General features: G+C 61.5%; 15 protein-coding genes and 1 pseudogene. 4 read left to right on the forward strand and 12 right to left on the reverse strand.

Annotated elements, in window-relative coordinates; translation table 11 throughout:
* Positions 1-390 (forward strand): annotated as a pseudogene (locus WBV42_RS19940) (phosphoglucomutase/phosphomannomutase family protein); the annotation flags it as partial.
* 18 nt (positions 391-408) lie between these two features.
* On the opposite strand, the gene WBV42_RS19945 reads toward WBV42_RS19940, so the two are convergent.
* Genes WBV42_RS19945 through samp2 form a run of 3 tightly spaced genes read right to left on the reverse strand, consistent with a single transcriptional unit; the run spans position 409 to position 1,225 of the window.
* Positions 409-600 carry a hypothetical protein gene (locus WBV42_RS19945; protein WP_423987586.1) on the reverse strand — a complete coding sequence of 64 codons (192 nt, stop codon included), beginning with the start codon at positions 598-600 and terminating at the stop codon, positions 409-411.
* 26 nt (positions 601-626) lie between these two features.
* Positions 627-1,028, reverse strand: a complete 402-nt coding sequence (locus tag WBV42_RS19950; RefSeq protein WP_423987587.1) for a GNAT family N-acetyltransferase — start codon at positions 1,026-1,028, stop codon at positions 627-629.
* A complete protein-coding gene (gene samp2 / locus WBV42_RS19955) occupies positions 1,028-1,225 on the reverse strand; it encodes a ubiquitin-like small modifier protein SAMP2 (protein WP_066144835.1) in 198 nt (65 codons plus the stop codon). The genes WBV42_RS19950 and samp2 overlap by 1 nt, the downstream gene beginning before the upstream one ends.
* A gap of 331 nt (positions 1,226-1,556) precedes the next feature.
* Here samp2 and WBV42_RS19960 point away from each other — a divergent pair, with 331 nt between their 5' ends.
* The 3 genes from WBV42_RS19960 to WBV42_RS19970 all read left to right on the forward strand — a co-directional run bounded on the left by WBV42_RS19960 (position 1,557) and on the right by WBV42_RS19970 (position 2,974).
* Positions 1,557-2,117, forward strand: a complete 561-nt coding sequence (locus tag WBV42_RS19960; RefSeq protein ID WP_007976369.1) for a TATA-box-binding protein — start codon at positions 1,557-1,559, stop codon at positions 2,115-2,117.
* Positions 2,118-2,212: 95 nt separating this feature from the next.
* Positions 2,213-2,584 carry a hypothetical protein gene (locus WBV42_RS19965; RefSeq protein WP_423987588.1) on the forward strand — a complete coding sequence of 124 codons (372 nt, stop codon included), beginning with the start codon at positions 2,213-2,215 and terminating at the stop codon, positions 2,582-2,584.
* On the forward strand, positions 2,585-2,974 hold the full coding sequence (locus WBV42_RS19970; protein ID WP_423987589.1) for a hypothetical protein: 390 nt from the start codon (positions 2,585-2,587) through the stop codon (positions 2,972-2,974). It abuts the gene before it with no gap.
* Here WBV42_RS19970 and WBV42_RS19975 read toward each other — a convergent pair.
* The 9 genes from WBV42_RS19975 to thpR all read right to left on the reverse strand — a co-directional run bounded on the left by WBV42_RS19975 (position 2,962) and on the right by thpR (position 9,379).
* On the reverse strand, positions 2,962-3,441 hold the full coding sequence (locus tag WBV42_RS19975) for a dihydrofolate reductase (RefSeq protein ID WP_423987590.1): 480 nt from the start codon (positions 3,439-3,441) through the stop codon (positions 2,962-2,964). The genes WBV42_RS19970 and WBV42_RS19975 overlap by 13 nt on opposite strands.
* The gene (thyA, locus tag WBV42_RS19980) at positions 3,438-4,433 is read right to left on the reverse strand and encodes a thymidylate synthase (RefSeq protein WP_423987591.1); all 996 of its coding nucleotides are present in this window, start codon (positions 4,431-4,433) and stop codon (positions 3,438-3,440) included. The genes WBV42_RS19975 and thyA overlap by 4 nt, the downstream gene beginning before the upstream one ends.
* Positions 4,434-4,529: 96 nt before the next feature.
* On the reverse strand, positions 4,530-5,498 hold the full coding sequence (locus tag WBV42_RS19985; RefSeq protein WP_423987592.1) for a methyltransferase domain-containing protein: 969 nt from the start codon (positions 5,496-5,498) through the stop codon (positions 4,530-4,532).
* A gap of 380 nt (positions 5,499-5,878) precedes the next feature.
* Positions 5,879-7,090: a signal recognition particle-docking protein FtsY gene (gene ftsY, locus WBV42_RS19990; RefSeq protein ID WP_423987593.1), complete on the reverse strand. Its 1,212-nt coding sequence runs from the start codon at positions 7,088-7,090 to the stop codon at positions 5,879-5,881.
* Positions 7,091-7,096: 6 nt separating this feature from the next.
* Positions 7,097-7,558 carry a prefoldin subunit alpha gene (pfdA, locus tag WBV42_RS19995; protein WP_423987595.1) on the reverse strand — a complete coding sequence of 154 codons (462 nt, stop codon included), beginning with the start codon at positions 7,556-7,558 and terminating at the stop codon, positions 7,097-7,099.
* 109 nt (positions 7,559-7,667) lie between these two features.
* Positions 7,668-8,333: a translation initiation factor IF-6 gene (locus tag WBV42_RS20000; protein WP_253228855.1), complete on the reverse strand. Its 666-nt coding sequence runs from the start codon at positions 8,331-8,333 to the stop codon at positions 7,668-7,670.
* 4 nt (positions 8,334-8,337) lie between these two features.
* Positions 8,338-8,616: a 50S ribosomal protein L31e gene (locus tag WBV42_RS20005; RefSeq protein ID WP_066144824.1), complete on the reverse strand. Its 279-nt coding sequence runs from the start codon at positions 8,614-8,616 to the stop codon at positions 8,338-8,340.
* Positions 8,616-8,768, reverse strand: coding sequence for a 50S ribosomal protein L39e (locus WBV42_RS20010; protein WP_066145272.1), 153 nt, complete (start codon positions 8,766-8,768; stop codon positions 8,616-8,618). Before WBV42_RS20010 ends, WBV42_RS20005 begins: the two co-directional genes overlap by 1 nt.
* 53 nt (positions 8,769-8,821) lie before the next feature.
* A complete protein-coding gene (gene thpR / locus WBV42_RS20015) occupies positions 8,822-9,379 on the reverse strand; it encodes an RNA 2',3'-cyclic phosphodiesterase (protein ID WP_423987594.1) in 558 nt (185 codons plus the stop codon).
* Positions 9,380-9,596: the final 217 nt, after the last annotated feature.

Here is a 9,596-nt window from a genome sequence, read left to right on the forward strand (position 1 = left end):
GGCCACGTCCGCGAGAAGGACGGCGTCCTCATGGCGCTCCTGGCCGCCGCGGTCGCGCACGAACGTCCGTTCGACGACCGCGTGGACGACCTGCTCGCCGAGTTCGGCGAGATTCATCAGAACAAGATTAGCCTCGACTGTCCCGACGACGAAAAGGAGCGGGTCCTTTCGAATCTCGAAACCGAACTCCCCGAGGAAGTCGCGGGCAAGGACGTGGCCGATATGGTGACGAAGGACGGCTTCAAAATCCTGCTCGACGACGGTTCGTGGTTGCTCGTCCGGCCGAGCGGCACCGAACCGAAGATGCGAATCTACGCCGAAGGAGAAAGCGAGGACGCTGTGGCTAACCTGCTCGACGCGGGGAAGGAACTGGTCGCACCGTTGATCTGAATCGGTCGTTTCGATTTTTTAGCCGAACGTAAGCATGCCGCGTGGATTGAAATAGTAGACGGCGGCGAGCATCACGCCCAACGCTGCGGTGAGGAGGCCGAGCAGGTCACCGACCGATCCGGTGAATCCGCTTGCGAAGACGTAGTACACCATCACCGCTGCGAACGCGACCCAGATGAGCGTGAGACGGCGTCGTTTCGTCTCGTCCATGTCCGGCCGTTGGCGAACTCGCCATATCAGTCTTCGCTTTCGAGCGTTCCACGCAACCGTTCTTCCCCGCTCCCCTCCCCATCCGTCATCTGTTCCTCGATGTCGAACCCCAACGACTCGTAAAACGGTCGCACGTTCGGGTCACAGTCCGCGGTCAGCGTTCCGCACCGCTCGGCCGCGAACGCCACCAGTTCGCCGCCGATACCCTGTCCCCGCCGCGCCCGTCGCACCGCGATTGCATCGATGTACGTGCCGTCCGCTCCCGGTTCTAGCACCGCCGCTCCGAGCACTCTGTCCTCCTCGACTGCTACCAGCACGTCCCCCGAATCGATTCCCCGTTCGACCTCCTCAGCATCGACTTCCAGCATCGCACCGTTCACGATTCGCATCACTGACAGGCGGTCCGCCGCGGTCGCGAGTCGAACCATCATCCACCCTTTATCAGTCGCAGTATCTTCACGTGTTCCGCCTCCACGGGTTGGTCCTCCGGTACCGGCCGTCCGTCCACCATCACCGACACCTCGTGCGGACTCAACCCCACGGCCGACACCAAATCGGCGTACACCTCGTCTTCCACGTCGAACTCGTGGCTTTCCTCGCCGACCACTTCGACCGTCACGTTCATTGGGTCCTCCTTGCGCTTCTCACGCCTTCAGCGTGTCGAAGCCGACGATACGACGTTCCGAGAACGGTCGCTCCGCTCGATTGAAACCCATTTCGCGTCCTTCATCGAAGGCGGTTCGTCACGGACCTGCTGACGGAAACCGGTCCGATAAAATGTGAGCTATTTACAACGAGACCCGTTCGTTTCGAGGACGCGAAAACACCAATATTGCCGTCGATAGGGCCTCCGACATCAGTATTTCGTCCGCAGTCCGCTGATAAAGGGTGGGTAAGACGTGTCAGTCTGGACTACCAACCTTTATAAACCTTAAATACGTCATTTAAGTCGCGCTATGACCGACCCAAAGGAAACCATCAACATTGAAAACGTGGTCGCCTCGACGGGCATCGGGCAGGAACTCGACCTTCAAAGTGTCGCCATGGACTTGGAGGGCGCGGATTACGACCCAGAGCAGTTCCCCGGTCTCGTTTACCGTACGCAGAACCCGAAGTCTGCCGCACTCATCTTCCGCTCCGGTAAAATCGTCTGCACCGGTGCAAAGAGCACTGCCGACGTCCACGAGAGTCTCGAAATCGTCTTCGACAAGCTCCGAGAGCTGAACATTCAGGTGAACGACGACCCCGAAATCGTCGTCCAGAACATCGTTACGAGCGCGGACCTCGGACGCAACCTCAACCTCAACGCCATCGCCATCGGTCTCGGTCTGGAGAACATCGAGTACGAACCCGAACAGTTCCCCGGCCTCGTCTACCGTCTCGACGAACCCGAAGTCGTCGCCCTGCTGTTCGGCTCCGGCAAACTCGTCATCACCGGCGGCAAGAAGCCCGAAGATGCGGAACAGGCAGTCGATAAAATCGTCTCGCGGCTCGAAGAGCTCGGTCTGCTGGAATAATCTCTTTCGGTTTTCCCTTTCCCGCCGTTCACGGAGTGACATCGTCGGACTCGCCGACGAGAAAACATTTATCCTCACCTGATTAACTTGACAGTATGTCCCTCCCCCGCCGTCTGGAACAGGTCGGCATCGTCGTCGGGAGCGTGCTGATGCTCACGCTTCCGGTTGGATTTCTCTGGATATTCTTCAGCGGACCCGGTTGGCTCGACAACCTTCTCATATACGTCCCAGGGCTCGTCGTCGGGGTGCTTGTCGCGCTCGATATCCTCCCGGTTTCGTACGGTCAGGTATGGCTGTTTGGAATCATAAGTTGGCTAGCAACCTACTTTCTCTGGTGGATTCTCGGGGCTGTAGACATCACGAAAGATCAACCAATGCTACTCGGCGCGTGGGTCCTCGCCCTCCTCGTCGGCGCGTTCGCCGCGTGGGCGAAACCACGCGTCCGGTTCCGACGGAGCAGGGTATAGATGGGTGAACTCGCCGACGAGATGAAGAAATTCGTCGATCTCTTCTGGTATTACGTCGGTGCTTTTGGGATGTTTGCCGTCCTGCTGTCCGGATTGGCAGAGTTAGGAACCCAACGAGGTAGTTTATTGTCGGACCTTCCGTTCGCAGCGGCGATTCTGATGACAGGTCTCTGTATGTACTACCGTCCCGCAGCACCGAAACGCGTCGCACTGTTCGGCCTTCTGACTCTCCTTGGATCGGGATTGATCGGTTCGCTCACGGGAACGGAGGACGCCCACGCACTCATCCCCCTACTCACGACGTGGATGGTCGGCATGCTGTTCGCGTTCCTCGTCGTGCGATTTCAGCTCGACAGAAAACTCCGCGCGGCGATTCCTCACCGTTCGTAGCGAACGAAGTCGAACGCCTCCCGCTCGTCACGCTCGATTTCTTGCCACTCTTCCGGGTCCCATTCGGGGAAGTATGTGTCCCCTTCGTAGGATTCGTGAATCTCCGTGAGCACCATCTCGTCGGCGTACGGGAGGAACTGCTCGTACACCGCCGCACCGCCAGTGATGTAGGCGACGTCGTCCAGTTCCTCGATTTCCGCCATCGCTTCCTCCACGCCGTGGACGAGGACGACTTCCTCCGGGAGGTCCGGGTTCGACCGGCTCAACACGACGTTCGTCCGGCCCGGGAGCGGGCCATCCATTTGTGCCGCGATGCTCTCGTAGGTCGTCCGACCCATGACGACGGGGTGGCCCATCGTCGTCTCCTTGAAGTGGCGCATGTCCTCCGAATAATGCCACGGCATGCCGCCGTCGCGGCCGATGACGCCGTTCTCGGCGACGGCCGCGATGAGAACGAGCCGGGTCATTCGGCCACGCCGAATTTGAGGCCGGGGTGGGCGTCGTACTCCCGGAGCGTGATGTCCTCGTAGCTCAACTCGTCGATGGAATCCGCCGCGATGTCGATCTTCGGGCGCGATTTGGGTTCGCGCGAGAGTTGAGTCAGCAGGCCCGGAACGTGGTCGAGACGTTCGGTCTCTTCCGCCGGTGCCTCGGATTCGAGCCATTCCCGAATTTCCTCGTACTCGGACTTCTCGTCCACGTCGGCGAGGCGCGATTGCAGGGAAGGGAGGTTGTCGCGGTACCACTCGCCGCGTTCGCCTTCGCCGCAGTAGATGTGTGCGTCCACGATGGTGTGGGAGAATTTCCCCACCTCGAATCCCGTCTGCTGGGCGAGCACGGTCGCCAAGATGGCGTACGCGGCGACGTTGAACGGGATGCCCAACGCCACGTCACCCGAGCGCTGGGTGAGGTGCAGGTTCAGGGTACCGTCGCCCTGAACGTTGATGACGAAGGTGTAGTGACACGGCGGGAGCGTCGAGATGGACGCGTTCGCCGGATGCCAGGCCGAAACGACGAACCGGCGCGAGTTCGGATTCTCGTTGAGACCGTCGATGACGTACTGAATCTGGTCGAAGGTCCCGTCCTCGTTCATCCAGCGGTTGCCGTCCTCGGGCCACGATTCGCCCGGTAGCCCCTCCTCGGGGACGGGGAACCGTCGCCAAAACCGACCGTAGGCCGTATCGAGATGCCCCTCCTCGTTCGACCATTCGTTCCAAATCCCCGTCTTCTCGCGGAGGTTCCGGACGTGTTCCTCGCCGGAGAGGTACCAGAGCAGTTCGTGGAGCATCGAGTCCCACCGAAAACCGTCCATCTCCTTGGTGGTCAACAGCGGAAAGCCGTCGCGCAGGTCCACCTCGTAGTGCTGGCTGAACGTGGAAATCGTGTCCACGCCGGTTCGATTGGGCTTGTAGGTTCCATCCCGGAGTACGTCCTCGATGAGGTCGAGGTACTGCTTCATGGGTGGGTGTCCCCCCTACGGTATCTTAAGTGCTGATAAAATAGCTCTGACCGGTCGGATTTTTAGCCATCTGGTTTCGTATTCGTGCAACCGCTGTTACCCCGACAACACGACGATATACCGCGTCAGCGACCGATGCACGCGCCGCTCGAACTCTCCTTCGACGGTCCATCCCGCCGCCCGCGCTTCGTCCGCCCACGAGCGGTCGCCGACGACGACGGTACGGGATGCAACCCGCTTGGCTTCCGCGAGCGCGCCAGCCACGAGGTCGTCGAGGTCGAGGTTCGCTATCTTCGACTGCCTGCCGTAGGGTGCGTCGAACACCACGCCGTCGATGGAACCGTCGGTGAACGGCAGGTGTGTCGCGTCGCCGCGAACCGTCGCGGCGTCCGCGTCCGGCGCGTAGTGGTCGAGGTTCTCCGCCGCCCCGCGGGCCATCTTCCACTGTGCGTCGGCACCCAACGGCCGCGCGCCGACGAGCGCGGCCTCGATGAGGGTGCCACCCGTCCCGCACATCGGATCGAGAACCGTCGTTTCCTCCTTCGCCCCGACGATGTTCACCAGCGCGCGCGCAAGGAGGGGGTGCATGCTCCCCGGTTGGAAGAACGGTCGGTCGGTCGGTTTCCTGCTGCCGTAGTCGCGCACGCTCTCGACCGCCGTCCATCCGAGCGCACAACAGTCGTCGGAAAACGTCGCCCGCAGTTCGTGGTCGGGGTCGTCCAAGTCCACCGCGAATCCGCGGTCCACGAGTATCTGCCCCAACTCCCGCTCGACTTCCTGTGTGCTGATATCCTCCGTGTCACGGACCGTCCGCGCACGCACCGCGACAGTCCCCTCGCGGTCGATGGGTGCGGCCGAAAGCAACGCCCGCGCGCTCTCTACGTCGGCGTCCGTCGTCCCCACCAGTTCGTTCGCCCGATGGGTGTACGCGAGGTTTCGAACGCGCTCGGTGATCGTCGCCGCCCGCGCGAGGCCGGGCGCGACGAGTTCCACCCCGGTCGCCGCGCTCGCCGCTTCACACGCCGCGAATTCGTCGTCTTGTCCGCCGAGTTCCAGTACGTACACGATTACGATTTCCTCCGGAGTCGTCCGGTTTCGTTCGAGGGGAACAGTGCTGTGCTCTTGGGAATTCCGAATCACGACGGGGACGAGAAGGTTCGCACTCGTGATTCCGAGCCAGTTCGGGTACAGTGACGACCACGTCTGATTCGATTACCGAGACCACAACCCGCAACCGCATACGCGGGGCGGGTGCGGTATTCGTGCGGTTCGGTCGTTGTAATCACGACAGCACCAAACTCAATCCAAAAAGAGCGGACGGAGGCTTTCGAAGTCTCTCTTACCATCGTTACACTCCACATCGCGTCGTCACTCCCGATTGCACCCTTCGAAAAAATAACCGCGAAAACCGAACCGCGAACGCGAAAACCGACTTGCGGTGCGGATTACTCTTCTTCTTCCTCACCGAGGAGTCGCTCGACCATCGTTTCGGGGTCGAACTGCTTGATGTCGTCGTAGCCCTGTCCGGTTCCGAGGAACAGGATGGGCTTGCCCGTGACGTGGGAGATCGAGATCGCCGCGCCGCCTTTCGAGTCGGCGTCGGCTTTCGTCAGGATCGAGCCATCGACCTCGGCGGCCTCGTCGAACTCCTTCGCGCGCTGGACCGCGTCCTGTCCGGCCACGGCCTCGTCCACGAAGAGGGTCATGTCGGGGTCCACGACGCGTCCGATCTTCGCCAACTGGTCCATCAACCCTTCGCTGGTGTGCAGGCGACCCGCGGTGTCGCCCAGCACGATGTCGATGTCGTGAGCGTCGGCGTACTCCACCGCGTCGTAGATGACGGCGGCGGGGTCGCCACCCTGCTCGTGCGCGATGAGTTTCTTGTCGAGTGCGTCCGCGTGCTCCTGGATCTGCTGGTTCGCACCGGCACGGTAGGTGTCACCGTTCGCCATCACCGAGGAGTAGCCGCGCTCCTCGAAGTAGCGGGCGAGTTTGGCGATGCTCGTCGTCTTCCCGACGCCGTTGACCCCGGTGAAGATGATGACGAGCGGTTTGTCGGCTTCCGCAACCCGCTGATCGAAGTCGAACTGCCCGACGCTGATGACCGACAGCAGGGAATCGCGCAGGGCTTGTTCGACGACGTCCCCCGTCTCGGCGCTGAACTTGCGCGTCGCGCCGACGAGGTCGTTCCGGATGTCTTCGAGCATCTCGCTGGCGACGCTCATTTCCACGTCGCTTTCGAGGAGCGCCATTTCCAGCTCCCAGAGCGGGTCTTCGACGTCCTGCTCCTCGATGATGATCTCACCGCGCGCGAACGACTTCGCCTTCTGGGCGAACCCGCCGCGGCCGTTGCCCGAACTCGATTCAGAGTTCGTCTCCGATTCCACGCTGTCCTCGTCGGACGTCGCTGGCTCCGGTTCAGGCTCAGGCTCGGATTCGGGTTCCGGCTCGGCTTCCGGTTCGATTTCCGGCTCGGCTGTTTCCGCGGTTTCGGTTTCAGCTTCCGTTTCGACGGGTTCCGATTCGGCCGTTTCTTCGGCTACCGCGGCATCCGCCGTCTCGGCGTCCGCCGCGTCAGCTTCTTCGGCCTTCTCCTCTGTCGACTCTTCGACGTCCTTACGGAACCCGCTCAACTTATCCTTCAGACTGTCGAACATCGGCGGTTACTCGTCCTCGTCGTCCTGCTGCTGTTGCTGCATCTGCTGCATCTGCTGTTGCATCTGCTGTTGTTGCATCTGCTGTGCTTTCTGCTCTAGCTGGTCGCTCTCGGCTTCGACTTCACCGATCTCCTCCTGCAGGTCCGCGATCTGCTCGTCGAGGAGGTCTTTCCGGCTCTTCAGGGACGCCACTGCGCCCTCCTGGTCTCGCTCCGCGGCGTAGCCGCCACCGAGTTCGACGATGACCTCGTCGATGTCCTCGACGCTCGCGCGGAGGTACGCGCCGCCGCCGAGCGGGACTTGGACGACCGAGTCGGTGTCGAGCGTTTCGACGGCTTCGATAGCCTCGTCAACCTCGCCCTTCTCGTCGCGAAGGTCTTCGACTTCTCCGTTCAGCTCCTCCTTCTCGGCTTCCAGCTGTTGGAGCTGCTGTTGCATCTGCTGCATCTCTTGATTGCCGCCGCCCATCATTGTGCTCCACTCTCCGTTCCGCGAGTAATCGTGCTCATGTCACCACGTGCGGGAGCGAGCGGGAAGAATGTTGCTAACTAGGTTGCAAAACACGATGGGCCGAAAATCAGTCGATATAGCCCAGCGCGTCCTCGATACGGCCGAGTTCCGGTCCGGTCGTCTCCTCTCCGACGACGTAGCCGTGGGCATTGGCGAGAAGCCCGGACCCGACGAGCGGCCCACCGTAGTTGATGGTGCCGATGTCCGCCGGGACGCCGAGCACGTCCTCGATGGTATCGAGTTCGTCGTCGGTCGCTTTCGGGTGACAGAGGACGCCTCGGTTCGTGGCGACGCCTGCCGTTCCGACCGTTTGAACGCCCGCAATCGTCCCTCGTTCGACGGGAACGTCCAACCCGTCGGAGACGGCTTGAACTGCTTCCCGCGAGAGGTCCGGGTGGACGTATGCGCCCGTGTCGTTCACGAGCACGACGTTTCCGGCGGCGTTGATACGCCCCGGGAACTTCGTGAGTGGAACGTCGACCACTGCTTCGATTCGTTCGCGCTCGTGGTCCGTGAGACGGTTGCTGACGAGCAGCCCGTTCTCGTTGCCTGCGACCAGCGCGCCGACGGTGGACGACCCACCGAGCGTCGTGCCGATGGCATCGACTTCCAACTCCGTTTCGAGGGAGTCGACGAGGTCATCGTCCAAATCCGGTCGGACGAGGAGATACTCGTCAGTCACACGAGCGAAGACGCCAACGTACGCCGAGCCGTTGAACGCGGTACGAAGCACCGCTCTACTCTTCGTATTCCGCCTCAACGACGGATTCGCCCTCTTCCTCGAAGCGGGCAGCGTGAACTCGAAGCTTTCGTGGCGGGTTCTTCTGACCGCGCGCCCAGATCGCCTCGTTGATGGAGGGGTCGAGGCGAACCTCGTCCTCGTCCACCTTGAAGTGCTGGGCGAGATGCCCGCGCACCAGTTTCATCGCTTTGTTCGCTCGTTTGTGCTTTGCCTCTGCCGTCACGTCTCGGAGCGGAACCGTCACGACTCGCTCCTCGAAATCACTTGCGCTCATTATTCGTCAGTGTCGCTACGCCGCCAGCTGCGGCGCTTCGGGTTTCGCATTACGTCTCGGTCCGTCTTCATGATGACCCACGCCGGGATGCGGCTGTTCTGCCGTTCCAGCTTGGACAGGCGTTTCTTCTTGGCCTTCGATTTCTTGCCCATAGTGGTTGCCACTTTTCCGCCGTCGCATAAAATCTTGTTCCTTTCAAACGGCTTCACAGGGTGAACGCCGCGACGGTCGAATACTCCGGCCCGTCCGACGTCAACTCGCTCTCGGTCAGTCGAATCTCCCTGACTTCCATTCTCCCCACAGTCGGGTCGAGTTCCCGCACGTTCCGCTGGACGAGTTCCTTGCCGCCCGCGTGTTGCATTCTGGCGATGGTGACGTGCGGAACGAAATCGTTGTCGTCGGGCGAAAACCCGAGGTCGTAGAGGCGGGATTCGACGGCGTCGTGGACGAGACTCGTCTCCTCTCCCCCGTCGTCGAGGCCGAGCCAGACGACGGAGATGTAGTCGAGACTGGGAAAGACCCCCAAGCCGCTAATCTCCGCGTCGAAGGGGCCGAAGTCGATGTCGTCCTCGACGGCGGTTTCGAGCGCGTCCTCGATGGCGGGCACGCGGTCCTCGTCCACGTCGCCGAGAAACGAGAGCGTCAGGTGTGCTTGCGTGGGGTCGGTGAATGAGAGACCCCCGGCGTCACGGAACTCCTCTTGGACGCCCTCGACACTCTCCCAGAGGTCGTCCGGCAGGTCGATGCTCACGAACAGTCGCATACGAAACCCTTCGCTCCCCGTCGGCTTGAAGATTGACGGCTCCCGATACGTTCCGACGACATCGCCTCCAAACCAAATAGAAAAAGGGTTTAAACCGCCGGAAAGCCAAACACTCCCTAACGATGGTGCTCGATAATCTCGGCAGTTCTCTTCGCGGCTCACTCGACACATTGAGTGGGAAGTCACGCGTCAGCGAGGACGACGTCGAGGAAATCGT

Origin of the sequence: Haladaptatus sp. (assembly GCF_049589095.1) — an archaeon.
Taxonomy (GTDB): domain Archaea; phylum Halobacteriota; class Halobacteria; order Halobacteriales; family Haladaptataceae; genus Haladaptatus.

Excerpts from the sequence above, each read along its gene's own strand:
- WBV42_RS19945 (WP_423987586.1), bottom strand. The coding sequence starts at position 600 with ATGGACGAGACGAAACGACGCCGTCTCACGCTCATCTGGGTCGCGTTC.
- WBV42_RS19950 (WP_423987587.1), bottom strand. The coding sequence starts at position 1,028 with ATGGTTCGACTCGCGACCGCGGCGGACCGCCTGTCAGTGATGCGAATC.
- samp2 (WP_066144835.1), bottom strand. The coding sequence starts at position 1,225 with ATGAACGTGACGGTCGAAGTGGTCGGCGAGGAAAGCCACGAGTTCGAC.
- WBV42_RS19960 (WP_007976369.1), top strand. The coding sequence starts at position 1,557 with ATGACCGACCCAAAGGAAACCATCAACATTGAAAACGTGGTCGCCTCG.
- WBV42_RS19965 (WP_423987588.1), top strand. The coding sequence starts at position 2,213 with ATGTCCCTCCCCCGCCGTCTGGAACAGGTCGGCATCGTCGTCGGGAGC.
- WBV42_RS19970 (WP_423987589.1), top strand. The coding sequence starts at position 2,585 with ATGGGTGAACTCGCCGACGAGATGAAGAAATTCGTCGATCTCTTCTGG.
- WBV42_RS19975 (WP_423987590.1), bottom strand. The coding sequence starts at position 3,441 with ATGACCCGGCTCGTTCTCATCGCGGCCGTCGCCGAGAACGGCGTCATC.
- thyA (WP_423987591.1), bottom strand. The coding sequence starts at position 4,433 with ATGAAGCAGTACCTCGACCTCATCGAGGACGTACTCCGGGATGGAACC.
- ftsY (WP_423987593.1), bottom strand. The coding sequence starts at position 7,090 with ATGTTCGACAGTCTGAAGGATAAGTTGAGCGGGTTCCGTAAGGACGTC.
- pfdA (WP_423987595.1), bottom strand. The coding sequence starts at position 7,558 with ATGGGCGGCGGCAATCAAGAGATGCAGCAGATGCAACAGCAGCTCCAA.
- WBV42_RS20005 (WP_066144824.1), bottom strand. The coding sequence starts at position 8,616 with ATGAGCGCAAGTGATTTCGAGGAGCGAGTCGTGACGGTTCCGCTCCGA.
- WBV42_RS20010 (WP_066145272.1), bottom strand. The coding sequence starts at position 8,768 with ATGGGCAAGAAATCGAAGGCCAAGAAGAAACGCCTGTCCAAGCTGGAA.
- thpR (WP_423987594.1), bottom strand. The coding sequence starts at position 9,379 with ATGCGACTGTTCGTGAGCATCGACCTGCCGGACGACCTCTGGGAGAGT.